Below are 24,477 nucleotides of genomic sequence, written 5' to 3'. Positions count from 1 at the left end.
TATCGAAATAGAGTTTTATGCCTTTGTTTGTTGAGGTCGCACTGCCCGTCCCAATGCGGCAAACCTTTAGCTACCAAGTACCAGACCATATCAACATCGCGCCTCAAATAGGCATGCGAGTCCAAGTGCCATTTGGTCGTCAGCAACTTATTGGCCTTATTACTGCGGTAACTGATAGCTGTAACTTAACGCCAAAACAAATAAAGCCGCTGATTAGCATTTTAGACGATGCACCACTGTTACCTGATTCACTCTATAAACTAACGGCTTGGGCTGCAAGATATTACTTCTGTAGCCTTGGGCAAATGCTTTCTCAAGCCATACCTGTGGCACTGAGAAAAGGCGCCGAAGCCAAAGCCGCAACAGTAAGCTACTGGAGTTTAACGGATACGGGCCGCGAAGCCGATGTTAACCAATTAAATCGAGCTCCCGCCCAGCGAAAGTTATTTAATGCACTCACAGAGCGCGAACTTGAGCATCATGAGATAACCACATTAGAACTGAGTAAAGCGGCGCTTAAAGCACTTGAAGATAAAGGCTGGATTGCTAAACAGTCACGCATCGGCACTGTCGACTTAAGCTGGCAGACTGAGCTTGAAATGACCGAGGAGCCCCACAGACTTAACCCCGAGCAAGCCATCGCCGTTGCGACGTTGACCCAACAATCAAATTATCACTGCACTCTGCTTGAAGGGGTAACAGGCTCAGGCAAGACAGAAGTTTATTTGGCGCTGCTTGAAACCATCCTCAAACAAGGAAAGCAAGCATTGGTGCTGGTGCCCGAAATAGGCTTAACCCCGCAGACGATTAACCGCTTTAGACGCCGCTTTAATGTCAAAGTGGCCGTCATTCATTCTGGCTTAACCGATAACCAAAGGCTAGATGCGTGGCGTCATGCCAAAACTGGCGAAGCTGCCATCATCATTGGTACGCGATCAGCACTATTCACCCCGATGGCGCACCCAGGGGTGATCATTTTAGATGAAGAGCATGACTCAAGTTTTAAGCAGCAAGAGGGGGTGGGTTATCACGCTCGCGATCTGGCCGTTATGCGCGGTCATCTTGAGGATATCCCGGTACTTTTAGGTACAGCAACACCATCACTTGAGACTTTACAAAATGCCCTTAGCGGCCGTTATCAGCATCTGCAACTGGGTAAGCGCGCAGGTAACGCCGAAAAAGTGCGCCAAGGGATTGTCGATATTCGTAATCAGCCACTGCGTTCAGGCATGTCCCACGCACTACTTAATGAGATGCGCATTCACCTGGATGCCGGCAATCAAGTGATACTATTTCTTAACCGCCGCGGTTTTGCCCCAGCGTTAATTTGTCATGAATGCGGCCATCTACATGAGTGCGACCGCTGTGACGCCTTTTTTACTGTGCATCAAGCACTGGGTGAAATCCGTTGTCACCACTGTAGCAATCAATACGCTATCCCCAAGCAATGTCATCAATGTGGTAGCACCATGCTGGCAGGACAAGGAGTCGGTACCGAGCAACTCGCGAGCTTTTTAGAAAAAGAGTTTCCTAACCACCCTGTTGTGCGCATTGATCGCGACACCACCCGTAACAAAGGCTCACTAGAGGGTCACCTAAATGCAATTCATAAAGGTGAATATAAAATTCTAGTCGGCACCCAAATGCTTGCCAAAGGTCATCATTTTCCTGATGTAACTCTGGTAGGCCTACTTGATGTCGATGGTGCGCTTTTTAGTGCCGACTTTAGAGCGCCTGAGCGTTTTGGTCAGCTTTATACTCAAGTATCAGGCCGTGCGGGCCGTGCAAACAAACCGGGCACAGTGTTACTGCAAACCCACCAAAGCGATAACGCTATGCTGCGCGAGTTGATGCACAAAGGCTACGGTGAATTCTCACGTAATCAGCTCAATGAGCGTAAGCAAGCGTTACTGCCTCCAGCTTGGCACATGATCCTTATTCGCGCGGAAGCGCATCAAGCATCCGATGCAGATGCGCTGCTTAGCCAGATAGGCGCGCTACTGCCACAAAACGAAGAGTGTGAAGTGATTGGCCCAATGCCTGCACCACTTGACAGAAAAGCCGGTAAATACCGCCGCCAACTGCTGTTTCAAACTAAGAATCGCAACCAACTGCAACAAGCCTTTGAACAAGCATTGCCACAAATTGAGCAACTGCCGTTAGCTAAAAAGTGTCGCTGGAGTCTCGATCGTGATCCACAAGATCTACTTTAAATCGAGTTTATTTAAACTAAAGCAGAAAAAGTTCGCTAGAGGATAGTAATTAGGTGCCACAAGCGGCTAAAATAGTCGGTTACTCCTATTATTTTTCATTACTTGTAAGTGCCGATTAAACGCCAATGAAATCACATACTCAATCTTTACTCGCTGAATCGTTAAATGCCCTTAAACAACAAGGTGTTGTTCCTGCTGATTTTGAAGCCCGCATTCAAGTAGACCGAACCAAAGATAAGAGTCACGGTGATTTTGCGACTAACTTGGCGATGATGCTTACCAAAGCCGCACGCAAGAACCCGCGTGAAATTGCCCAGTTGATCATCGATAACTTGCCGCAATCTAGCCATGTAGAAAAGGTAGAAATTGCTGGCCCCGGTTTCATCAACTTCTTTATTGATGACAACGCTCTTGCCAATCAATTAATGGATGCGCTCAATAGTGACCATTTAGGCGTGACCTTGCCTGAATCACAAACAGTGGTTGTTGACTATTCGTCGCCAAACCTAGCTAAAGAGATGCATGTTGGCCACCTAAGATCGACCATTATCGGTGACAGCGTAGTGCGTTCGCTTGAGTTTATGGGCCACAATGTTATCCGCCAAAACCATGTTGGTGACTGGGGTACTCAGTTCGGTATGCTACTGGCTTACATGGAAGAACTACGTGCAGCCAATGGCGAACAAGCACAAATGGAGCTTTCAGATCTAGAAAACTTTTACCGCGCCGCTAAGGTGCGTTTCGACGAATCAGAAGATTTTGCCAATCGCGCCCGTAAGCTTGTGGTTGCATTGCAATCTGGCGATGAATACTGCAACAAGCTATGGCGTGAGTTTAACGATATCTCGCTCAGCCATTGCCATGAGATCTATGAACGTTTGGGCGTAAGTCTAACTCGCCAAGATGTGCGCGGCGAAAGCTCGTACAACGATGATTTAGAGCAAGTAGTTGCTGATTTAGATAGCCAAGGCCTATTGTCTGAAAGTAATGGCGCTAAAGTTGTCTTCCAAGACGAATTCAAAAACAAAGAAGGTGAGCCACTGCCGGTTATTATTCAAAAAGCAGATGGCGGCTACCTATACGCAACGAGTGACATGGCAGCCATGCGCTACCGCTCAAACGTATTAAAAGCGGATAGAGCGCTGTATTTTGTCGACCTACGTCAAGCACTGCATTTCCAGCAAGTGTTCAAGCTCGCTAAAACGGCCAAATTTGTCCGTGAAGAGATGAGCTTCGAACATATGGGCTTTGGCACCATGAATGGCGAAGATGGCCGTCCATTTAAGACTCGCTCCGGTGGCGTGGTAAAACTTATCGATCTGCTTAAAGAAGCTGATACTCGCGCACTTGAACTTGTTCGTAGTAAGAATCCTGATATGGATGAAGCTGAACTCGCTGAAATCGCGCGCGTAGTCGGTATTGCGTCGGTGAAATATGCCGATCTTTCTAAAAACCGTACTAGCGATTATATCTTCAGCTTTGAACAGATGCTCAGTTTTGAAGGTAACACAGCGCCATACCTACTTTATGCTTACACTCGTGTTGCAGGGATCTTCAAGCGTGCACAAGATGTTGATTTAAGCGATGCTAAAATCGTGCTTGAGCATGAAAAAGAGAAAGATCTTGGTACCAAGTTGGCTCAGTTTGGTGAAGTGATGAACCGCGTTGTGAATAAAGGTCAGCCACATGCATTATGTGCTTACCTGTTCGAACTTGCGGGCGCATTCTCAAGCTTCTACGAAGCTTGTCCAGTGCTGGCTGCCGATACCGAAGCACAAAAGAAGAGCCGTTTACTGTTAGCCAAACTAACAGCTAAAACACTTAAGCAGGGGCTTAACTTGCTAGGACTAGACACTTTAGAGCGGATGTAATCGTAACACCATGACCAGTCGTGACTACGCAAACCGTAAACCCACGCGCAAAGGCAATGCCAAAAAGCGTGGGTCAAAGGGAAATCCGCCTAAGCGTTTCCCGTTATTAATATTTTTAATCACCCTCGCGGGCATAGTTAGTTTTGGTTATGTATTGTGGCTACTGAGCGATACTGACGAAGCTGTAACTACACCTGTGGTGGTAGAAAAGCCTAAAAAGGCCGCGGTTAAGAAAGATCCCAACGCGCTACCTCCCGCCCCTCAAGAGGAGTGGACCTATCTTGAAGAGCTAGAGAATAAAAAGGTAGAAGTGGATCTGCCCGAGGTTTCAGACAAACCAAAGCGTCCATACCAGATGCAGTGTGGTTCGTTTAGAAAAGAGTCTCAGGCTAATCAACTTAAAGCGATGATCGCCTTCCAAGGCTTGGAAGCGCAAGTTCGCAAAGTGAAAGGTTCAAGCGGTATTTGGTACAAGGTCGTTCTTGGTCCTTATGACAAGAAACGTGATGCAGAAAGACAACGTCATGTGCTACAAAACTCTGGCACAAACGGCTGCCAAATCTGGTTCTGGGAAAGTTAACCTCGAAACCTATTCACTATTTTAAAGCGCTGCCCAAGCAGCGCTTTTTTGTATCTTCAATAAATAAGGTAAACTGCATTATCCAAACAAAGCAATGACTAAAGGGCTAGTTCATGCGCCACTTCTTACTTACGCTAAAATGGGCTTTATTAACAATAGTGCTGGCCCCAATTGCGTTGTACCTTATCTTATTGCTTATCAATATACTTGACGTGGCGCCTTCAGAGCAGTCACAGCGTTACCTTACTCAAATAGTAAAAGTCGATAGCACCCTCACTAAAAATCACAATGACAATGCTTACATTTTTGCACTAGGTTTTGGCTCCGCCAAAGATAAGTCACCAATAACAATTGGGCTCGAATCTCTGCATAATCTACAAAACAAAGATGTTTTAAGTGCCGATAAAACGCAGCAATATGCTCTGCCTAATTTACCACTTGAAAACTGTTTAGCTGAAGATGATTTTGCGGCGGCCTGCGGCGCTAATCTCAGGAAAAACACTGATCTTAAAACCCTCTTATCTAACAACCGTTGGCTAATCAATCGCTATCAACAGTTACTGCAAATGAGCAACTGGCATGACAGCCCTTCTTTCAATGCTGATATAAATCCCATGCCGTTTAAAGAACTGTTGTTTGCACAAAAGCTTTACCTGCTTGATGTTTATCAAAATCTAAATTCGAGTTCAGCAAAAGCCACAGCTCAAGCAATCGATCAAGATATGCTTTTTTGGCTAGAGGTATCTAGCAATACCCACATACTGATCAATAAAATGGTCAGTGCAGCTGCAATTTCAGTCAACATGCAGCTTGGTGAAGTTATACTCAGCCAAAGCGAAGTAGAACCCAATATTGCGACTCTCCCAACGAGTTGGAATAAGCCGATAACCGCAGAAGTGCTATCGCTAAACAAGGCTAAATTAGGTGAATGGTCCTATTTCATAAGAACTATCGCTTCAGCTCAAGCCGATGATGGCAGCGTAGATACAGCAAGCCAAATAGTCAGCACCTTACTGTCACCCTTAATGCAGAACCAAGATACCGCTAATCGCTATGCAGCGATTTTAACTAACTCAGCCATACAAACTGACTGCGACAAAGGTTTATCTATCGACGGTATAAATAGTTATATCTACAACCCGCTTGGAAAATACATCCTCTGTACAGGTATGCCGTCTTTTAGTGCCCACCAAATGACCTTAGATAAACTCGAGCAACAAAGGGAAAAACTTGTTACACGAATCAAGCACTAGTCGAGTCATATTGACGTAAGGCAATGCGACACTTGAACAGATATAGATTTAAGTGTCGCAACTAACGTAAATGAATTCACTCATAACGTGTTGCAATCTAAGCTTCCCCCTTGATATTTATTCAACCACCCCCATATCGGTTATATCGTCAACCAGCAGGCACATTGTCGCTGGCTAGAGAAGAGGATTTATCGTGACCACTATCGTATCAGTACGCCGTAATAACCAAGTTGTTATCGCCGGTGATGGCCAAGTTTCTCTCGGTAATACCGTGATGAAAGGCAATGCTAGAAAAGTTCGTCGTCTATACCACAACAAGGTATTGGCAGGCTTTGCTGGCGGTACAGCAGATGCATTTACTCTATTCGAGCGTTTCGAAGCCAAACTCGAAATGCATCAAGGTCATCTTATGCGCGCCGCGGTCGAAATGGCTAAAGATTGGCGTTCAGATAAAGTGCTACGCAAACTTGAAGCCCTATTAGCTGTTGCTGATGGTGAGTCTTCATTAATCATTACCGGTAACGGTGATGTGGTTCAGCCTGAAAATGACTTAATCGCTATCGGTTCTGGCGGCAACTTTGCCCAATCAGCAGCAACTGCCCTGCTTGAGAACACCGATCTTAGCGCGTTAGAAATCGCTGAAAAATCACTGACAATTGCAGGTGACATCTGCGTGTTCACCAACCAATTTAAGACCATCGAAGAATTAAAGTACTAAGCGAATTATCGTTTATACCTAAGACTGATGCTTAAGCATGAGGAAAGAATATGTCTGAAATGACACCCCGCGAGATTGTGCATGAACTTGATAGCCACATCATCGGTCAACAGAAAGCAAAACGCTCTGTTGCAATCGCCTTGCGTAATCGCTGGCGCCGGATGCAGCTCGCTGCAGATCTTCGTCAAGAAGTCACCCCAAAGAACATTCTAATGATTGGCCCAACAGGCGTTGGTAAAACTGAAATTGCCCGCCGTTTAGCTCGTCTAGCTAAAGCGCCTTTTATTAAAGTCGAAGCGACTAAATTTACAGAAGTCGGCTATGTCGGTAAAGAAGTTGACCAGATCATTCGCGACCTTACCGATTCAGCGATTAAGCTGACACGCGAAGAGCAAATGGTTAAATGTAAGTATCGCGCTGAAGAAGCCGCTGAAGAGCGTGTTCTTGATGCGCTACTGCCTAAGCCAAAAGAAGATTGGGACAGCGAAAAACCAAGCGACAGCTCCACTCGTCAAGTTTTCCGTAAAAAACTACGTGAAGGCCAGCTAGATGACAAAGAGATTGAAATCGACATCTCTGCGCCACAAGCTGGTATTGAAATCATGTCGCCTCCAGGCATGGAAGAGATGACCAATCAGCTACAAAGCATGTTCCAGAACATGGGGCCTGGTGCGAGTAAGCGCCGTAAAATGCCAATTAAAGAAGCTTACAAACTGCTAATTGAAGAAGAAGCAGCCAAGCTTGTGAATGCTGATGACCTTAAAGAGCAAGCAATTGAATTGGTTGAGCAGCATGGTATCGTTTTCTTAGACGAAATTGATAAAATCTGTAAACGTGGTGACGCTTCAGGCCCTGACGTTTCTCGTGAAGGTGTGCAGCGCGATCTACTGCCTCTCGTTGAAGGTTGTACGGTTAACACTAAACACGGCATGGTTAAGACTGACCATATCTTGTTTATTGCATCTGGTGCATTCCAGATGTGCAAACCGTCTGACTTAATTCCTGAGCTACAAGGGCGTTTACCGATCCGCGTTGAGCTTGATGCATTATCAGCAGGTGATTTTAAGCGTATTTTGACTGAACCATTTGCCTCTCTAACTGAGCAATATGTCGCCCTTATGGCAACAGAAGGCGTTAAGGTTGAGTTTAAAGATTCTGGCATCGACGCTATTGCAGAAGCTGCTTGGCAGGTAAATGAGCGTACTGAAAATATTGGTGCTCGCCGCCTACACACGGTTATGGAGCGTTTGATGGAAGAGCTTTCTTATGAAGCATCTGACAAATCAGGTTCTGTTACCGTTGTCGATGCCGATTATGTCAAAGCACACCTGGATAACTTGGTACAAGACGAAGACCTGAGCCGCTTTATTCTATAGTGTTATGACGAGTAAAAGCTCAATGAGTGATAGCGGTTAAGGACTTTTAGGTGCTTAACCGCTATTCTGTTTTAAGACCCAATTACTTACTGGCAAACTTATGACCCAAGACAATAGCCCCAATGTTGAATCCTTAAAGTTGAAGCGTAAATCACGCCAGTTAGAGATGCACTTTGATAACGGTGAAACCTATCAATTGAGCTGTGAAATGCTAAGAGTGTATTCACCGTCAGCTGAAGTTCACGGCCACGGTAATCCGGTGCTAGTCACTCACAAAAAGAACGTTAATATCTCAGCTATTGAGCCTGTTGGTAACTATGCGGTTAAAATTGTATTTGATGATGGCCATGATACCGGACTGTTCTCTTGGAAAGTGCTGTATGACTTAGCGACCCATCAAGTCGATCTGTGGGAAAAATACCTCGCACGTCTGCGCGCTGAAAAAGCCAGCCGCGAACCACTTATCGATATGGCGGTTAAATATCATAAGTAATACTAATCAGGATAAAGGTTTGATCGCTCAGCGAGAGTTTAGTGGCTTTGAGGTTATCTAATGAGCTAAGTCACGTATCAACCAATGACAATCAATTTAACTTCACAAAAATGGCGCCTAACGGCGCCTTTTTTGTGATCGAACAGCTGATATAGTGTATTAATCGGCCTATGCGGACTTATGTCCTCTACGGATCACAATCAGGCTATTAGTATCGGTTGTAATCAAAAAAGAGGATTACTCATGACTGCACATATCGATGGTAAAGCCGGTGATTTTGCCGAGACGATGATCATGCCTGGCGACCCGCTTCGCGCTAAATATATTGCCGAAAACTTTCTAGATGACGCGGTAGAAGTCACTAATATCCGTAACATGTTTGGCTATACTGGTTTCTATAAAGGCCAGCGTATTTCAGTTATGGGACACGGTATGGGCATCCCTTCAATGGTGTTATACGCTCACGAATTGGTCACTGATTTTAACGTGAAGCGCATCATTCGGGTTGGTAGTCTTGGCGCTACACAGCAAGATGTCAAAATTAACGATGTGATTCTAGCGCAAGCCGCTGGTACTGACTCGCCAACCAATGCTAAGCGCAGTAGCGGTTACCAAATGGCGACATCGGCCACATTTGATCTACTACACAAAGCCTACAATATCTCCCAGCAAAAGCAGCTCAATGTCAAAGTGGGCAACGTATTCAGTGGCGACATGTATTACGACCCCGATGAAGACATGATCCCAGCGCTAGAACGCTTTGGCGTGTTAGGTGTTGATATGGAGGTTGCCGGACTATATGGCCTAGCCCACCATCTAGGGTTCGAGTCGTTAGCAATTCTAACGGTATCTGACCACTGCTTAACTGGCGAAGAGACCAGTGCAGAGGCTCGTCAGTTAACCTTTAATCACATGATTGAGCTGGCATTAGAAACAGCCTGTCAGTAACACTTTTAAGTCGCATGGTACTCACTGTCATGCGGCTTAGCTTTACTATTTGATACAGCAAATTAGATCTAGGAACAGATAATGAAAAATAAAATATCCTTAACATTGCTCAGTTTTTTAGCCAACTTTGTCATGGCAGGCTTTGCAACCCAGTTTGGTATGTTAATTGAACCGATTGCAGAAAAGTTTTCAGCCAACGTTAATGAAGTGGCTTCTATCTTCTCGCTACTCAACGGCGGTGCACTCGCGGGTACCATTGCCGCTTTTTTCTTGATTGAAAAAATCGGTGTAAAACGCATAACGCTTATAAGTTATTTCAGCATCGCACTCAGTGCTGCAGCGCTTCATTTCACCAGTTCACTTTCTGTGGTGATGATAGCCATGACCGTTATCGGCCTTTGTGGTGGCGTTGGTCTATGTATCGCCGGTACCATTGTGGTGTCAGTCTGGAAAGACAAAATCCAAAGCACTATGTTAGTGGTACAAGACGCTACCTTTAACGTTGCAGGTGTGGTTTTCCCACTTATCACTACTTATGCATTAAGCAATGCGCTTTCTTGGAGCTACAGCTATTTAGCTGTGGGTATTGTGGCGTTGGCGACTGCCGCGATTGCGCTTGCGACTAACTTCTCACTGGTTGAAAGCCAAACATCAAGTGAATCAGGTAAAGATGAATCCGAGTGGAATCTTGGCATCATTAGCGGTGGTCTAGGTTTGTTCCTTGGTATGCTAGCGCTATACACTTTCCTCACTTGGGCACCAATGTTCGTCAAAGAGAAGTTTGATATTCCTTTTGAAGAAGCAGGTAATATCATCACCCAGTATTGGTCTGCAGCACTAATTGGCGCACTAATATCAACAGTGATTGTATCAAGAGTGAAGATTCAACACTTTATCATGGGGATGATTTCACTAGCGCTTATTATCACCGGTATGATCGTTACTACTGAGAATTTGGCCTGGATTGGCTACCTAACTTACGGTTACGGTTTTGCCTGTGCCGCACTTTACAACGCCTTTATCGCTTACGGTGTGTCATTTGTTAAAACAGCCAGCAGCCGTAATGTCTCTTATATCTTAATAAGTGGTAGTGCCGGTGCGATGTTCAGCCCAGCGATTAGCTCAATGTTCGAAAGCATCATTGGTCTACAAACGGTGATGTATGCCATCCCTGTTATCTACGGCTTAATTATCGCGATGTTGCTTATCTCCAATAAACAAAAAGCGGCTCTAACGGCGCAAACAGCGTAAAGCTTGCGGAATAAACCTCAAACCTTTGGTTTGAGGTTTATTCTATAAAGGCCTTCAAGCCTTCGAGATCGCAAATCACCAATCCCTCTTTATCACGCTTAATCAACTGCAGATCCTCCAGCTTTTTAACCGCTCGGCGATAAACTCTGTCAGTCGTAGCAAAACGCTCCGCCTCTAAATAGCACTTAGTAAAACCTTCAACAGGTTGGTCTTTCAAGTACTGATGATAGAGATCGTAAGCGATATTATAGGCGATGGGATACAGCATTCTGCGGGTAAAAATATCAACGGTATCTTGATAGTCTATTGCAATAGCACTGGCAAAAAACAGCGCGAATTGTGGCGTTTTCAGTAATGCTTGCTGTAGTTTCTCACCATTAATAACCGTCAACTCTAGCGGCTCTTCAGCAACAATGTCCAGCTGGCATAAGTAGTCGGTAAAAAATTCCATCTCACCGAACAGTTGCGAATCACAGGTCATAGTGCCCAGTTGAAAGCTACGACCGTTTCTGGCGGTATAGCCCATTGAGATCCGCCCATGTGGCACCAAGTATAGGTCGTCCACCTGCTGCCCCTGCTGCATCAACTTATATTGAGCGGGGACCATTTTTGTTTCGGTAATACACTCGCGCATGATCTGCTCAATAGCATCATGTTTTTGCTGCCATAAAGCGTGGAAACGCCCTTTCTCAAGTGGTTTTAGCTGCATAATAATATCGGTCTGGATAGTCGTTTGGCGAAAGACTTAACCAGTATACTCAAGTCACTTATCAATATCCCTTTTTTAAAGTTACTGCCTAACCACTCTTTTTTTGCCAACTTAATGGTAAATTAACTTGTGACCAAAGTGACTGGCATAAAGCCTCGGGCTCACGCCAGTCTCCGTTAAGTATCCAGCTCACCAATGCATCGCCGACCTCCGGATAACCAATTGGTTCTGGCATAGGCGCTTTTAACCAGCGGCGCAACACTTGCGGTTCTAGGCGAGACTTCATGCATTCTGCTGCGCCAAGAAGTTCAAGCGCCGCAACATTTGAAAGTTGTTCAAACTGGCCAAGCAAAGGCTTTATCAGTAACTTTTTACCTAAAGTCAGTGCTTCACTGGCGAGTTCAAAGCCCGCATTACCAATGACTCCACCACAACTTGCCATCGCAGCTTTAAAACCGTCTCTATCAAAGCCATGCCACTTAATATGCAAGGGTAAATCTTGTGGGTTTTGAGAGGCGTGGTAGACCAAAAATGTGTAGTCAGAAAATGGCGTTAGAAAATCAACAATCGACTGCGGCGACTCAAAAGGCAGATAGACCAACACCTGAGATGACAGCACCTTATCAATTTTATCTACCTCAACAAACGGCGGTAAAATAGGAAAACCAAAGTGATGCCAGTGGCAACCCAGTGCTATATCAACAGGCGCAAAATAGTTCAGCATTGTTTCGTGAAACCAGCTATCACCCGCTTTGGGAACCGCAAAATTTAGTGCTGCTTGATGACTGATTCCTATCGAGGGTATTCCCTGATTCTTGGCCGCCCAAGCAGACACAGGCTCATAATCATTCAGAACCAAATCATAACCGCTTAAATCGAGGTTTTTGACATCCTTAACAAACCCAAGCCAAGCATTCATTTTAGCGGTTTGTGCCACATTGACTCGACCATTATGAGTCGCGAACGTCAGCCCTGATTGCACCCTGTATTGACCAAAACATTGCATATCAAAGAACTGTTCAGCAGAGCGGCCTGAAAAGAAAAAATCGACATCAACGCCCTGCTTTTGCATCGCTTTGGCCATCACTCTGGCGCGGCTTAAGTGGCCATTGCCCGTGCCTTGCACTCCATAAAGGATTTTCAATGCTCTCTCCTAAAATAGCTGCTGACTTAATGCTACTGAAAACACACCAAGTGCCGCTCCAGCGACAATATCTAATGGGTAGTGAACCCCGAGAATTACCCGTGATAAACCAATCGCTATTGCCCAAAGGGCGGCCATATAGAACAGTTGTGGATAGAGGAGAGAAATACTGCTCGCCATCACAAATGCGGCTGCTGTATGGCCAGATGGCAGACTGAATTTGTCCGCGGGTTCAAAACGCGCAACACCATCAGCTAAAGCATGGCAAGGACGTTGTCTGCGGATCATATTTTTAAGGATAAAGTACAGCGGCAGTTCAACCAAATAGGCTGCTAGCAGCATGTTAAGCAAAGACTCGCCGTTACTGTCTAACAATAAAAACAGTAGCGTAACATAGAGATAAACCGGACCATTACCCGAAGAGGATAACGATAATGCTAATGGCTGCAGGCCATTGTCTTGGCCAAGGCGTACAACAAACTGATAGCCGTTTTTGTCTAACCTAGAAATTGAGGCGAACATTACAAGCTCCCAAAACATTGTTTGATAGCAAGCTATGAAATGTCCATGACGCCTAAGTGACAGAGAGTCTAAAGTTTTATGACATAGAGAAATTATACCAATCGGTATAAAGATTTGTTCGCTCAGCGAGAGTTTAGCGGTTTTGAGGCAAGGTCATTAAATGCTCCTCGGTAACTGCTCCTGCGTTACTCTACCTCCTATATCCATATCGTCGTGCATGAATGACATTCACTACATCTGACCTCCAAGGATGGAGGGAATGCCTTAAGCAATGTCAGGAACATGCTAGGCCATGTGGTTTGCAATGAGTGAAGCGCATAGATGTTCTACGTTCAAGCTCATTAACCCAGCATCAGAGCTGCTAAAGCTCGCCTGTAAGGAGTGCTTTCGGCTTCCCACTTCGGTGTTGAATAAATGCAAAAGGGAACAACCATTGTGGCAATTATTCGCCTTGAATTAGTTCGCCAAAAACACTCTGAGTAGACTAACGACTTATAACGATTGGTATCAAACAGGGAGGTTTAACGAAGAGGAGTCAATCTGCTAGCCCGATCATCGATAGACAATCAGGCTAGTATAATTTTAAACAGGCTTAATCAGCAGCAAGTTCAGCATTATTACGATTACGGTAAATCTTTAGTAGGTGGTAGATGTTGATACACGCCACGAAAGCGTTCATACCCGCTACAGGCCAAGCTTCGATTGATGCACCGTAAATGACGAACAGCGAACAACCAGTAAAGTTTAAACATCTCAACCAGATGATGTCTTTCATCATAAGTGAAATCGCGACCATCACTGACGCAGCGTAACCAATGATTTCAATAGTATTAATAGCTTCCATAAGGCACCTTTTAGGCCCTCTGCCTTCCCTAAGCTAACCGGGGGATCCGTGCCCCTAAAGCGACTCAAAATTAAGTTAAGTTAATATATCTGCATGCATGCTAACAAAATTGAACCAAATTGGTAATAAAAAAACGTTATATAATGACCTGAGTCATGTTTTTGCTGTTTTAGTAATCGAGGTGTTGAAATATTACCACAACAGCTTCAAACGTTGCCTTTATAGACAATTGCGTGATTGATAACACTTTTCTTTTCAAGAATCCCTTATATACTGGTTTAAATTACTTATTTGCTCAGATTTATGAGCTACGCCTATCCAGCAGGAGCGTTCTTATGGAATACAACACCTCAGAACTTTGTGACACTTATATCGATGTGGTTGATGTTGTCGAACCGATGTTCAGTAATTACGGTGGTTGTAACTCTTTTGGTGGCTCAATCAGCACCATAAAATGTTTCGAAGATAATGGCCTTATTATCGATGCTCTTCAAGAGGGTGGCGAAGGCAAAGTACTATTGGTTGATGGTGGTGGTTCACTGCGCCGTGCCCTGCTTGACTCCTCAATCGCTCAAGTTGCAGTCGATAATAACTGGGAAGGGATCATCATCTACGGCTCTGTACGCGATGTTGATGCATTAGAAGATTTAGATATTGGCGTACAAGCTTTGGCATCTATTCCAGTCGGCGCCGATGGTAATGCCGTTGGTGAGCCAGAAATCCCAGTCAACTTTGGCGGCGTAACCTTCTTACCTGGTGATCATGTTTATGCCGATAATACCGGTATTATTTTGTCCCCAGAGCCGCTTGATATTGATTAACAATGAGTTGTAAGGAGTTCTGCTCTTTTCCACTCAGCCTATTAAGCCAGCCTAAACCGCTGGCTTTTTTAATGGCTGCAGTTGCCGCAATAAGCCCAGTTGAAAGTGCGGGAGCAGCGATTCAGTATGCATTTTGGCAAACAACAACGATTGGTATTACACTATCGCCCATCAGGCTTTAAACCATAAGAATAATAAAATGCAGTATATCTCCCCTTTCACAAGCGCTAAGTTAGCCAACTTGCTCAGCCCAAGAGATGGTGAAACTAAACTAGGGCAACGTTTACGTATTCCAGCAAGTAATGATCTTGCGACAGAGCTGACTCAAGCTAAAGCAGCAAATTGCCGTTTCGCCATTATTGGTATTGGCGAAGACATCGGTCCCCGTGCCAATTTGGGCCGCGGCGGATCGACCGATGCTTTTGACAGTGCCATGCAACAGTTTACTAACATGCAATCCAATCGCTTCTTAGATGGCCAAGAGTGCTTACTGTTAGGGCAAATAGAAACCACTGACCTACAGCTACCTGATGGCAGCAGCGCAGCGCAACTTCGTCATAATGTGGAGCAATTGGATCAACGTGTGATTGCCGTATTATCGCAAGTGATGCAAGCAGGACTAGAACCTATTGTGATAGGTGGTGGCCATAACAATGCCTATGGATTACTCATGGCAGCGAAAGCCAGCCATAAGCGCCCTATCGCAGCCGTTAATCTTGACCCTCATTCAGATTTCAGGCCCAGAGAAGGTCGTCATAGTGGCAACGGATTTAGCTATGCAGCAGCGTCTGGCGCCTTAGGGATTTATCATGTGCTAGGCCTTCACGAACTCAAAAATAGTGAAGCGACTTTAGAGCAACTCAAGGCTTTTGGTGGTGATTGGCATACCTTTCAGCAGATCTGGGTTAGACGAGAACTCGCTTTAGATACTGCGCTGAAATCCATCACTAAAGAGCTTAACAACAGCCAGTTACCCGTTGCCATAGAGCTAGATTTAGATGCTATCACCAATATGCCTAGCAGCGCCTCGACGGCAGCTGGAGTACCGCTACTTGATGCCCTGTTCTACGTTAGCTATGTCGCTAAGCACTGCCCTTGTGCATACCTACATTTAGCAGAAGCTGCACCAAGCTGCCACGTTGCTGGTGTTGAGGCTGGTTACCGCGAAACAGGACAAAGTATCAGTGAATTGATCTATAGCTACATTCACGGACGTATTAATGCATTGTAGTGAACAGTAATAGCAAATCGTCATACACTGATTACTTAATACAATTGGAATAATAACGATTCAACATTGATTGGTATTATGGTGTAATGCGCAGTCAATTTTACGATTGCCTGCATCTTTGCTTATTTTCGCTAGATCCAGTAGCTGATTGATAGATCCATCACATAGTGATAGATGAAAGATTCAGCAATTCGGTTTGATGGCATACAATCGCCATAATTCAACAGTTAACGTATAGGAATAGATAGATGTCAGAGGAAACTCCAAAGAGCACTCACTTCGGTTACAAGACCGTTGAAGCTGAGCAAAAGGCCGACATGGTCGCTGGCGTATTCCATTCTGTTGCCGCTAAATACGACATAATGAATGACGTAATGTCTTTTGGTATCCACCGTATGTGGAAACGCTTCACCATCGAAAGTGCTGGTGCACGTCCAGGTATGAAGGTACTCGATTTAGCCGGTGGCACAGGCGATCTGACAGCTAAATTTTCGCACATTGTCGGCGAAAAAGGCCAAGTGACCTTAGCGGATATCAACGATTCAATGCTTAAAGTTGGCCGCGAGAAGCTGCGTGACAAAGGTATTGTTGGCAACGTGAACTATGTGCAAGCAAATGCTGAAGCACTGCCATTCCCAGACAACCACTTTGATATTATCACTATCGCTTTTGGCCTACGTAATGTGACCGACAAAGATGCAGCCATTGCATCAATGTTGAGAGTACTGAAGCCAGGTGGAAAACTACTGATCCTTGAGTTCTCTAAACCAAAGCATGAGATTATGCGTAAGGTCTATGACCTATATAGCTTTAAAGTGATGCCAAAAATGGGCGCACTGATCACCCAAGATGCTGACAGTTACGAATACTTAGCCGAATCTATTCGTATGCATCCTGATCAAGAGACCTTGAAGCAAATGATGGAAACCGCAGGTTTTGAGCAGGTAAACTATACCAACATGACTGACGGTATCGTGGCTTTGCATAAAGGTTACAAATTCTGATTGGACTCACTATGTCTCGTGACATGTCTCTACTCACTTGCGCGGCGATTGAGGTTGGCTTAAACAAGCTAATCGCTCAATCGCCAGAAGACTACAGCTCACTGCGTAGTCTTCACGGCAAGGTGCTTTGCATTCAACTGACTCAACTAAGTTGGCCACTTTACCTACTTTTTGCTAAACAGATCCAAGTGTTTAGCCAATATGAAGGTGATATAACCACCAAAGTAAATGCTGATATCACTACGCTATATCAACTGACAGAAGGCGCAAACCTCACTGAGCTTATTAAGCAAGACAAGCTTAGCCTTGAAGGTGACCTGAGTTTACTACAGTCCTTTAGCCACTATATGCAAAGTGTCGAGCTAGACCTAGCAGAACCGCTTTCTGAATATATAGGTGATGCTCCAACCCATTTTGTTAGCCAAGGTTTAAAGCAAGCTAAACAAGATATCTATCAAGTATTTCAAAAGACTCGCTCTCACTTGGGTCAATTAACCACCGAAGAGTATCGACTAGCACCGCATAAGCTCGAATATATTCACTTAAGTGATACTATCGAGGATATCGCACTAAACGTCGATGCTTTGGGCTCACGGATAGAGCAACTACTAAATAGGGCTAAAGCTAAACAATGACAGTAAAAAGTATCAAGCGCGCTTATCAAGTCATCCGCACCACGCTTCACTATGGTCTCGATGATTTAATCCCTTCAAAGGTAACGCCTTGGTATTTTAAGTTGTTAAGAGGCTGCCTATTTTGGCTTAGAAATAAACACAAAGATAAAGTCGGTGGTGAGCGCTTAAAACTTGCAATGCAAGAGCTTGGGCCTGTATACATTAAGTTTGGCCAAATGCTGTCGACTCGCCGCGATCTACTCAGTGATGAGTGGGCAGAAGAACTGGCGATGTTGCAAGACAGAGTGCCTCCTTTTGATTCAGCTATTGCTCGCGCGTCAATCGAACAAGCACTCAATGCCCCTATCGAAACCTATTTCGATGATTTCGAAGATACTCCACTCGCGTCAGCATCTATTTCACAAGTTCATACTGCTACACTGAAATCAAATGGTGCCAAAGTCGTACTCAAAGTATTGCGCCCTGACGTTGAGCAAAAAGTGCATGCAGATATTCAGCTCATGTCGCAAGCAGCTGACATTTTAGAAACACTACTTGGTGCCAATAACCGCCTGCGTCCAGCTGAAGTCATTGAAGATTACCGCACCACAATAGAGGGTGAGCTAAATCTTAAGCTCGAGGCATTAAACGCGATAAAGCTACGCAATAATTTCCTTGATTCTAACGCGCTTTATATTCCATATATGTATGAAGAGCTCTGTTTCACTCGGCTCATCGTGATGGAGCGTATCGACGGTGTTCCAGTCTCAGATAAAGCGGCACTGGAAGCTCAAGGCACTAACTTAAAACTACTCGCAGAGCGTGGCGTCGAACTGTTTTTCACTCAAGTATTTCGCGATAACTTTTTCCATGCTGATATGCATCCAGGCAATATTTTTGTCAGCCACGAGCACCCTAACGATCCTTTCTACATTGGTTTAGACTGCGGCATTATGGGTACACTTACCGATGAAGATAAGCGCTACTTAGCCGAAAACTTTCTGGCTTTCTTTAACCGCGATTACCGCCGTATTGCGCAGCTCTACATCGAATCAGGCTGGGTCTCTGCAGATACTGATGTCAGCGCCTTTGAACAAGCAGTTAAAGTCGTTTGTGAACCTATGTTTAACAAGCCTCTGGATGAAATATCATTCGGTCACGTACTGTTAGAGCTATTTAGAACCGCACGTCGGTTCGACATGGTAGTACAACCACAGTTAGTGCTCCTTGAGAAAACCTTACTCTACATTGAAGGTCTTGGGCGTCAGCTCTACCCTCAGCTGGATTTATGGCAAACCGCTAAACCTTTCTTAGAAGATTGGATGGCAGAGCAAGTTGGCCCTAAAGCCATGGCAGGGAAAATTAAACAGCAGCTTCCCTATTGGGCTGATCAGCTGCCAGAGTTGCCAGAACTTATCTACGACAATTTGAAAATGGGCCGTAATTTGGCTAAAACCCATAACAAATTGCTCGATCGATATCTAAAACATCAGCAAAAAGCCCATAAAAGTAACTATCTTTTGATCACATCCGCTATTTTAGTGATCTGCGGCACTATTTTGTTAAATCAAGACGCTACACTATGGGCTTCTTACGGCAGCATCGGCACTGGCCTCATTTTATGGGTGCTCGGATGGCGATCTAGGCCAAAGAATCGCAAATTTTAGCTAGACCTAAATAACCAAAGGTTCATAATAGAACCAGTATCTAAATTAAGAGGATTCGTACATGGGTGGCATTAGTATTTGGCAACTTCTTATTATTGCATTGATTGTAGTATTATTGTTTGGAACTAAGAAGTTACGCTCTCTAGGTGGTGATTTAGGTGGGGCAGTTAAAGGCTTCAAGAACGCCATGTCTTCTGAAGAAGAGAAGAAAGCTCTAGAAGACAGCGCTGCTGAAAAAACAGCTGAGAGCACTGACACAGCCGAAAAAAAGGCTGAATCTAAGGACAAAGAACAGGCGTAATCGACTATGTTCGACGGTATCGGCTTTATGGAGTTGCTGTTGATTGGAGTTTTGGGGCTAGTAGTACTTGGCCCTGAAAGACTTCCTGTCGCCGTGCGCTCAATTTCAGGCTGGATCCGCGCCATGAAGAAGATGGCTAACTCAGTGAAAGACGAATTAGAGCAAGAGCTTAAAATCGAGCAGTTGCATACTGATTTGAAAAAAGCGGAAAACCAAGGCCTTAAAAACCTTGCGCCTGAGTTACAGGATTCAATCGATCAACTTAAACAAGCAGCGGAATCTGTTAATCGTCCTTATCAAGTAGAAGATGCTCCTTCGGCAAAAGAAACACCCGCCAAAGAGACCCCGACTACCGAGACAGCTTCGACAGAGAACGCAAAGTCAGACAAACCTAACGGGTAGTCCATGTCACAACAACAGCCGTTAATAAGCCATTTGCTTGAACTGCGTAATAAGCTGCTTCGAGCAATTGGTAGTGTTCTCTTGGTGTTTATCTGTTTGGTCTATTGGGCCAATGATATTTACCATTATATGGCCATTCCATTGATGCAAGCTCTGCCCGAATCGAGCAGTATGATTGCAACCGATGTTGCTGCGCCGTTTTTTGCACCATTCAAACTAACTCTGGTATTGTCATTTTTCATCGCCATACCCTATGTTTTGTTTCAGATATGGTCGTTTGTTGCTCCAGGACTTTATAAGCATGAAAAGCGCTTAGTTGTACCGCTTCTTGCAAGCAGTACTTTACTATTTTACCTCGGTATCGCGTTTGCCTATTACGTTGTGTTTCCTGTTGTATTCGGCTTTTTCACTAGTGTTGCGCCAGATGGCGTTGAAGTTGCGACCGATATCAGCAGTTATTTAAGCTTTATTCTGAAACTGTTTTTCGCATTTGGTTTAGCCTTTGAAATACCTGTTGCAGTGGTTCTTTTATGCTGGGCTGGTGTGACAACACCGGAAGAGCTGAAGAAGAAACGCCCTTACATTGTGGTTGGCGCATTTATCGTCGGCATGTTATTAACTCCGCCGGATATTATTTCGCAAACAATGCTCGCTATTCCAATGCTAGTGTTATTTGAAGGTGGCTTAATCGCAGCACGCTTTTACAGTAAAGGTGAGTCCGAAGAGGACGACGAAGACGATAGCACTGAAGAGAGTGAAAGCAGTAAGTAGCCAAAAGATATAGATAGAAAAATATAACAAAAGGTATTGTCGTTCATCATAGATGAAGCAATACCTTTTTTGTTTTTAGTGTTAGGTCTTATGAGGGTTACGCTCTAACGCTGCAGCTCTATATAGCACGACTTTTAACAGACGCAGTGATCTTTCTCTGACCTCCAACAATGCCATTCCAAAATGATTATGCTATTACTCATATCGAAACACATTAGAAGCTGTTGCTGAATTTATTACATCTATGAAGGAATTGATATAAAATCCTTCTGTAGTCAGCTTCTATGAGTTGCTGATCTTTCGAATTCAATACTTTTGGGGTAAGGCTTGAGCGATGATGCTTAGCTCGCTAAGTGAAAAACTCGTCATTCAGTGATAAAACCCGAAGGGCCGCGCTTCTTGGCTATTTTTACTGAGTTGTAGGTGATTGGTGGAGAATGACTAAACCGCATAACCTCTACCTTATTAAAATAGCCGATAAACTGCGGCAAAAATAACTGTAAAAGATCAACACCCCCTAATAATAAAAAGGATATTTTCAATGATTAAGCCTCAGCTTTTACTGTTCACAACAGCCTCCATTTTGTTGTCAACCTTTGCACATGCCTCAGTTGAATCTCAGCTATCCAAATGCGCGACGGTGCAAGACAAGCTGGATCGTCTTATTTGTTATGATAACATCGCAAACTCATTGCCAGCTCAAGGTTCTAACAGTCAAGCTCCTACAACTGAGACTGTTACTGTCGCTTCTTCTACAGCGGTTGTAACCGCTACAGCCAACACACAAAAGAGTGCTGTCGAAGAGTTTGGTAATTTGGAGAAAAGCAAAAAAGATCAGGATATAGACACTATTCACCTTACAGTAAGCAAAGTAAAAAAAGACGCTTATGGTGCGTTAAAGATTGAGTTTACAAATGGTCAAGTCTGGAAACAAACTGACTCGCGGCGCTTTAAGTTGAAACCTGAACAAGAGATATTTATAAAAAAAGCTGCTCTAGGCTCTTTCACTCTAGGTATGGAAGATCGCAACACCACTATTCGTGTTAAACGTCTCAAGTAATGCAACAGTTTATGGACATAGCTGTCAATCTAATTGGCAGCGCCTTAGAGAAAAAGATTCAATGCGTTGTAGACAATGCCAACGAAGTCGGTGTTACTTCGATGATCGTGATAGGAAGTCACACAGAAGAAAGTGCCCAAGCGATAGAATTGTGCAGCATGCATCCCAAGCAGCTATTTAGCACCGTTGGTGTTCATCCTCACCACGCCAGCGAATGGACACCACAAAGCAGTCATCAAATTAAGCAACTAAGCTTAGCGCAATGTGTGGTTGCCATTGGCGAATGTGGCTTGGATTATAATCGTGACTTCTCACCCAGACCGAAACAAAGACAAGCTTTTGCTGAGCAGCTTGAATTAGCCGTAGAACTGCAGCTTCCGGTATTAATGCATGAGCGTGATGCCCATGAAGACTTTCTGGCTATAATGAAAGAATATCGCCCACAGTTACCAGCAGCCCTGCTACATTGCTTTACCGGAAACCGCGAAAGTTTAGCTGCTTATTTAGAGCAAGACCTGCATCTCGGTATCACGGGTTGGGTATGCGATGAGCGTCGAGGACAAGAGCTTGCAGAGCTAGTACCACTAATCCCTGACAACCGCATTTTAATTGAAACCGATAGTCCCTATTTACTGCCTAGAAGCATGCGCCCCAAGCCTAAATCAAGTAAAAATGAGCCTAAATACTTACCTTATATCGCGGAGTATGTGGCTAATCTTCGGCAGCAACCTTTTGATGATTTTGCACAGCAAACCTATCGAAATAGCCGCTCATTTTTTGGGTTACCCTATTAATGTCACTAATTACTCGCACGACTTTCATTCTGTTCCTAATATATTCAAGTGTTGTGAATGCTGAAAATGCATTAACAATCGATATTAATACTGCGGATAAACTTCCGTTAACTGACTGGGTTTACATCACATCGACAAACCAAAGCAGCAATATAAGTCAAGTAAGCCGCTTGTCTTCTACTGATTGGGACAAGCTTTCGCCAGATATCATTCGCGGGTTAGGCGACAAGCAGTTTTGGGTGAAATTTAGCTTATATAGCAATGGAGCGTTTACCACCAACAGAATTATTTCAATCGCTAATTCACATTTAGATCTCATTGAGTTATATCACTTTAACCGACAACGGCTAGTCAATAAAGTTATCATGGGCGACAGCATTCCCTTCTCTCAGCGCCCCATCATCAGCAATGACTTTTCATATCCATTTAGCAGTAAGAATGATGATTTTCATACGTTTTATATCAGAATAAGCACTACCGGCTCAGCGAATCTTCCGATGACGCTGTGGTCAGATAACGCCTACTATCAAAGTTCAGAACAAAATTCATTAATCTATGGCTTTCAAATAGGTGTACTCATTGCCATTGGTATTTTCAGTTTATTCATCGCCCTTACTTCACATTCATTTAGTTATACCTATTATGCCGGTTATGTACTCTCTTTGACTTTGTTTGTGGCAACTTTGCACGGCATCGCTTTCCGCTTTATATGGCCAAATTGGCCAGTGGTTCAAACCTTTATTTTGCCTATGCTGTTATGCATATCTATGGCGTTTGCCTATCTGTTTTCTGAAAAGGTGATGCAGCTTAAATATCATAGCCGCACTATGTTAAGGATCTGCAGAGCGGGCGCAGCAATATCTGTTTTGCTGTTATTTATAGGTTTATTTCTAAACTATAACCTCGCGCTAAAAATAGATATCTGTGCCGTCATGTTCACCTGCGTATTATTAATGTATATCTCATTGCTACAAGGATTTCGTGGCCATAAGCTAGCTAAGCTTTTTGCTATTGGCTGGGCGGGAATGATGTTAGGTGTGCTTATATCCGGTTTGATGTATTTGGGCTATGTTGAGCTTGAAGTGCAAGCCAAGACTCCTTTTATGCTCGGCCTCAGCTTCGAAATAGTATTTATGGCTGCGCTACTTGCTATTCGGTATAACGACGAGCGTCTCGCCAAAATGCAGATCCAAAAAGAAGCCTTGCTGCAAGCCGAAAATGTAAAGCAGACCCGAGAAGAGGCACTGCGCATAGAGGCTAGAAGTAGTGAGCAGCTTGGGCAGATGGTGCAAGAGCGTACATTAGAGCTAGAGATAGCACTAAGGGAGCTCAATGAGGCCAATCAAAAATTAACTGAACAAACCACCATTGACAGTTTAACTGGGGTTAAAAATAGAAATTCTTTCGACAAACGAATTGTCGCAGAGGGACGAATTAGTCGCCGCCAGCAAACACCAATGGCAATACTCATGTTAGATATTGACCACTTCAAATCGATTAATGACACCTATGGCCACCTTGCTGGCGACCAAGCTTTGCGAGTTATTGCTGAAGAATTAAAACAAAAATTAAAGCGACCAACCGATCTAGTATCACGTTTTGGTGGTGAAGAGTTTGCTATTATATTACCGAACACGAATCAAGAAGGCGCCTTGCAAGTTGCTGAGTCAATAAGGAAAGCTATTTTTGAGTTACCGATTAGTTGGGGCGGCGTTACCATCCCACTAACGGTTAGTATTGGAGTGAGCGTCGAAATCGTCTCATCTGAGCAACATACAACTTTGCTTTTGGAACTAGCTGATAAAGCACTTTATCGCGCAAAAAATGAAGGTCGTAATAGGGTCATGCTATACACGCCTGAACAGGAACAGAATTAACTCCGAAGCCCGA

24 protein-coding genes are annotated in these 24,477 nt (G+C 44.2%); 20 read left to right on the top strand and 4 right to left on the bottom strand.

Annotated elements, in window-relative coordinates:
- The first annotated feature begins 17 nt into the window (after positions 1–17).
- The 9 genes from priA (at position 18) to tsgA (ending at position 10,703) form a co-directional block, all read left to right on the top strand.
- Complete coding sequence (gene priA / locus K5R16_RS07210) at positions 18–2,213, top strand: primosomal protein N' (protein ID WP_220736856.1); 2,196 nt, start codon at positions 18–20, stop codon at positions 2,211–2,213.
- Positions 2,214–2,338: 125 nt separating this feature from the next.
- Positions 2,339–4,084: an arginine--tRNA ligase gene (gene argS, locus K5R16_RS07205; protein WP_220736855.1), complete on the top strand. Its 1,746-nt coding sequence runs from the start codon at positions 2,339–2,341 to the stop codon at positions 4,082–4,084.
- A 10-nt stretch (positions 4,085–4,094) separates the two neighbouring features.
- Complete coding sequence (locus K5R16_RS07200; RefSeq protein WP_220736854.1) at positions 4,095–4,664, top strand: SPOR domain-containing protein; 570 nt, start codon at positions 4,095–4,097, stop codon at positions 4,662–4,664.
- 113 nt (positions 4,665–4,777) lie between these two features.
- Complete coding sequence (locus K5R16_RS07195; RefSeq protein ID WP_220736852.1) at positions 4,778–5,917, top strand: hypothetical protein; 1,140 nt, start codon at positions 4,778–4,780, stop codon at positions 5,915–5,917.
- A gap of 193 nt (positions 5,918–6,110) precedes the next feature.
- Positions 6,111–6,635 (top strand): ATP-dependent protease subunit HslV, encoded by a 525-nt coding sequence (gene hslV / locus K5R16_RS07190; protein WP_220736851.1) that lies wholly within the window; start codon positions 6,111–6,113, stop codon positions 6,633–6,635.
- Positions 6,636–6,685: 50 nt separating this feature from the next.
- Entirely contained in the window at positions 6,686–8,011 is a 1,326-nt protein-coding gene (gene hslU, locus K5R16_RS07185) for an ATP-dependent protease ATPase subunit HslU (RefSeq protein WP_220736850.1), read from the top strand.
- A gap of 100 nt (positions 8,012–8,111) precedes the next feature.
- Positions 8,112–8,504, top strand: coding sequence for a gamma-butyrobetaine hydroxylase-like domain-containing protein (locus K5R16_RS07180; RefSeq protein ID WP_220736849.1), 393 nt, complete (start codon positions 8,112–8,114; stop codon positions 8,502–8,504).
- 243 nt (positions 8,505–8,747) lie between these two features.
- Complete coding sequence (gene deoD / locus K5R16_RS07175; RefSeq protein WP_220736848.1) at positions 8,748–9,452, top strand: purine-nucleoside phosphorylase; 705 nt, start codon at positions 8,748–8,750, stop codon at positions 9,450–9,452.
- An 81-nt stretch (positions 9,453–9,533) separates the two neighbouring features.
- Positions 9,534–10,703 carry an MFS transporter TsgA gene (gene tsgA / locus K5R16_RS07170; RefSeq protein ID WP_220736847.1) on the top strand — a complete coding sequence of 390 codons (1,170 nt, stop codon included), beginning with the start codon at positions 9,534–9,536 and terminating at the stop codon, positions 10,701–10,703.
- A gap of 37 nt (positions 10,704–10,740) precedes the next feature.
- Here tsgA and K5R16_RS07165 read toward each other — a convergent pair whose 3' ends face one another.
- The 4 genes from K5R16_RS07165 to K5R16_RS07150 all read right to left on the bottom strand — a co-directional run bounded on the left by K5R16_RS07165 (position 10,741) and on the right by K5R16_RS07150 (position 13,922).
- Positions 10,741–11,412 carry a Crp/Fnr family transcriptional regulator gene (locus K5R16_RS07165; protein WP_220736846.1) on the bottom strand — a complete coding sequence of 224 codons (672 nt, stop codon included), beginning with the start codon at positions 11,410–11,412 and terminating at the stop codon, positions 10,741–10,743.
- An 88-nt stretch (positions 11,413–11,500) separates the two neighbouring features.
- Positions 11,501–12,556 carry an MJ1255/VC2487 family glycosyltransferase gene (locus K5R16_RS07160; protein ID WP_220736845.1) on the bottom strand — a complete coding sequence of 352 codons (1,056 nt, stop codon included), beginning with the start codon at positions 12,554–12,556 and terminating at the stop codon, positions 11,501–11,503.
- A 9-nt stretch (positions 12,557–12,565) separates the two neighbouring features.
- Positions 12,566–13,078: a phosphatase PAP2 family protein gene (locus K5R16_RS07155; RefSeq protein WP_220736844.1), complete on the bottom strand. Its 513-nt coding sequence runs from the start codon at positions 13,076–13,078 to the stop codon at positions 12,566–12,568.
- A 592-nt stretch (positions 13,079–13,670) separates the two neighbouring features.
- A complete protein-coding gene (locus tag K5R16_RS07150; RefSeq protein ID WP_020910667.1) occupies positions 13,671–13,922 on the bottom strand; it encodes a YgjV family protein in 252 nt (83 codons plus the stop codon).
- Positions 13,923–14,257: 335 nt separating this feature from the next.
- Between K5R16_RS07150 and rraA the strand changes: the two genes are divergently transcribed.
- The 11 genes from rraA to K5R16_RS07095 all read left to right on the top strand — a co-directional run bounded on the left by rraA (position 14,258) and on the right by K5R16_RS07095 (position 24,464).
- A complete protein-coding gene (gene rraA, locus K5R16_RS07145) occupies positions 14,258–14,743 on the top strand; it encodes a ribonuclease E activity regulator RraA (protein ID WP_220736842.1) in 486 nt (161 codons plus the stop codon).
- Positions 14,744–14,942: 199 nt separating this feature from the next.
- Positions 14,943–15,974 carry a formimidoylglutamase gene (locus tag K5R16_RS07140; protein WP_220736841.1) on the top strand — a complete coding sequence of 344 codons (1,032 nt, stop codon included), beginning with the start codon at positions 14,943–14,945 and terminating at the stop codon, positions 15,972–15,974.
- A 248-nt stretch (positions 15,975–16,222) separates the two neighbouring features.
- Positions 16,223–16,978 carry a bifunctional demethylmenaquinone methyltransferase/2-methoxy-6-polyprenyl-1,4-benzoquinol methylase UbiE gene (gene ubiE, locus K5R16_RS07135; RefSeq protein WP_220736840.1) on the top strand — a complete coding sequence of 252 codons (756 nt, stop codon included), beginning with the start codon at positions 16,223–16,225 and terminating at the stop codon, positions 16,976–16,978.
- An 11-nt stretch (positions 16,979–16,989) separates the two neighbouring features.
- Positions 16,990–17,613: an SCP2 domain-containing protein gene (locus tag K5R16_RS07130; protein ID WP_220736839.1), complete on the top strand. Its 624-nt coding sequence runs from the start codon at positions 16,990–16,992 to the stop codon at positions 17,611–17,613.
- Positions 17,610–19,259 carry a ubiquinone biosynthesis regulatory protein kinase UbiB gene (gene ubiB, locus K5R16_RS07125; RefSeq protein WP_220736838.1) on the top strand — a complete coding sequence of 550 codons (1,650 nt, stop codon included), beginning with the start codon at positions 17,610–17,612 and terminating at the stop codon, positions 19,257–19,259. Before K5R16_RS07130 ends, ubiB begins: the two co-directional genes overlap by 4 nt.
- Before the next feature lie 61 nt (positions 19,260–19,320).
- Positions 19,321–19,560: a Sec-independent protein translocase subunit TatA gene (gene tatA / locus K5R16_RS07120; protein WP_220736837.1), complete on the top strand. Its 240-nt coding sequence runs from the start codon at positions 19,321–19,323 to the stop codon at positions 19,558–19,560.
- Positions 19,561–19,566: 6 nt separating this feature from the next.
- Entirely contained in the window at positions 19,567–19,962 is a 396-nt protein-coding gene (tatB, locus tag K5R16_RS07115; RefSeq protein WP_220736836.1) for a Sec-independent protein translocase protein TatB, read from the top strand.
- A gap of 3 nt (positions 19,963–19,965) precedes the next feature.
- Positions 19,966–20,733, top strand: a complete 768-nt coding sequence (gene tatC, locus K5R16_RS07110) for a twin-arginine translocase subunit TatC (RefSeq protein WP_220736835.1) — start codon at positions 19,966–19,968, stop codon at positions 20,731–20,733.
- A 541-nt stretch (positions 20,734–21,274) separates the two neighbouring features.
- Complete coding sequence (locus tag K5R16_RS07105) at positions 21,275–21,793, top strand: hypothetical protein (RefSeq protein ID WP_220736834.1); 519 nt, start codon at positions 21,275–21,277, stop codon at positions 21,791–21,793.
- Entirely contained in the window at positions 21,793–22,587 is a 795-nt protein-coding gene (locus K5R16_RS07100) for a TatD family hydrolase (protein WP_220736833.1), read from the top strand. Before K5R16_RS07105 ends, K5R16_RS07100 begins: the two co-directional genes overlap by 1 nt.
- Positions 22,587–24,464, top strand: coding sequence for a diguanylate cyclase (locus K5R16_RS07095; RefSeq protein WP_220736832.1), 1,878 nt, complete (start codon positions 22,587–22,589; stop codon positions 24,462–24,464). Before K5R16_RS07100 ends, K5R16_RS07095 begins: the two co-directional genes overlap by 1 nt.
- The last annotated feature ends 13 nt before the right edge of the window (positions 24,465–24,477 follow it).

The organism is Shewanella sp. c952, assembly GCF_019654975.1.
In the GTDB taxonomy this organism is placed as follows: domain Bacteria; phylum Pseudomonadota; class Gammaproteobacteria; order Enterobacterales; family Shewanellaceae; genus Shewanella.
The sequence above is the reverse complement of the archived record's forward strand: the minus strand, read 5'-3'. Positions and strand labels throughout refer to the sequence as shown.

Excerpts from the sequence above, each read along its gene's own strand:
- priA (WP_220736856.1), top strand. The coding sequence starts at position 18 with ATGCCTTTGTTTGTTGAGGTCGCACTGCCCGTCCCAATGCGGCAAACC.
- argS (WP_220736855.1), top strand. The coding sequence starts at position 2,339 with ATGAAATCACATACTCAATCTTTACTCGCTGAATCGTTAAATGCCCTT.
- K5R16_RS07200 (WP_220736854.1), top strand. The coding sequence starts at position 4,095 with ATGACCAGTCGTGACTACGCAAACCGTAAACCCACGCGCAAAGGCAAT.
- K5R16_RS07195 (WP_220736852.1), top strand. The coding sequence starts at position 4,778 with ATGCGCCACTTCTTACTTACGCTAAAATGGGCTTTATTAACAATAGTG.
- hslU (WP_220736850.1), top strand. The coding sequence starts at position 6,686 with ATGTCTGAAATGACACCCCGCGAGATTGTGCATGAACTTGATAGCCAC.
- K5R16_RS07180 (WP_220736849.1), top strand. The coding sequence starts at position 8,112 with ATGACCCAAGACAATAGCCCCAATGTTGAATCCTTAAAGTTGAAGCGT.
- deoD (WP_220736848.1), top strand. The coding sequence starts at position 8,748 with ATGACTGCACATATCGATGGTAAAGCCGGTGATTTTGCCGAGACGATG.
- tsgA (WP_220736847.1), top strand. The coding sequence starts at position 9,534 with ATGAAAAATAAAATATCCTTAACATTGCTCAGTTTTTTAGCCAACTTT.
- K5R16_RS07165 (WP_220736846.1), bottom strand. The coding sequence starts at position 11,412 with ATGCAGCTAAAACCACTTGAGAAAGGGCGTTTCCACGCTTTATGGCAG.
- K5R16_RS07155 (WP_220736844.1), bottom strand. The coding sequence starts at position 13,078 with ATGTTCGCCTCAATTTCTAGGTTAGACAAAAACGGCTATCAGTTTGTT.
- K5R16_RS07150 (WP_020910667.1), bottom strand. The coding sequence starts at position 13,922 with ATGGAAGCTATTAATACTATTGAAATCATTGGTTACGCTGCGTCAGTG.
- rraA (WP_220736842.1), top strand. The coding sequence starts at position 14,258 with ATGGAATACAACACCTCAGAACTTTGTGACACTTATATCGATGTGGTT.
- K5R16_RS07140 (WP_220736841.1), top strand. The coding sequence starts at position 14,943 with ATGCAGTATATCTCCCCTTTCACAAGCGCTAAGTTAGCCAACTTGCTC.
- ubiE (WP_220736840.1), top strand. The coding sequence starts at position 16,223 with ATGTCAGAGGAAACTCCAAAGAGCACTCACTTCGGTTACAAGACCGTT.
- K5R16_RS07130 (WP_220736839.1), top strand. The coding sequence starts at position 16,990 with ATGTCTCGTGACATGTCTCTACTCACTTGCGCGGCGATTGAGGTTGGC.
- ubiB (WP_220736838.1), top strand. The coding sequence starts at position 17,610 with ATGACAGTAAAAAGTATCAAGCGCGCTTATCAAGTCATCCGCACCACG.
- tatA (WP_220736837.1), top strand. The coding sequence starts at position 19,321 with ATGGGTGGCATTAGTATTTGGCAACTTCTTATTATTGCATTGATTGTA.
- tatB (WP_220736836.1), top strand. The coding sequence starts at position 19,567 with ATGTTCGACGGTATCGGCTTTATGGAGTTGCTGTTGATTGGAGTTTTG.
- tatC (WP_220736835.1), top strand. The coding sequence starts at position 19,966 with ATGTCACAACAACAGCCGTTAATAAGCCATTTGCTTGAACTGCGTAAT.
- K5R16_RS07105 (WP_220736834.1), top strand. The coding sequence starts at position 21,275 with ATGATTAAGCCTCAGCTTTTACTGTTCACAACAGCCTCCATTTTGTTG.
- K5R16_RS07100 (WP_220736833.1), top strand. The coding sequence starts at position 21,793 with ATGCAACAGTTTATGGACATAGCTGTCAATCTAATTGGCAGCGCCTTA.
- K5R16_RS07095 (WP_220736832.1), top strand. The coding sequence starts at position 22,587 with ATGTCACTAATTACTCGCACGACTTTCATTCTGTTCCTAATATATTCA.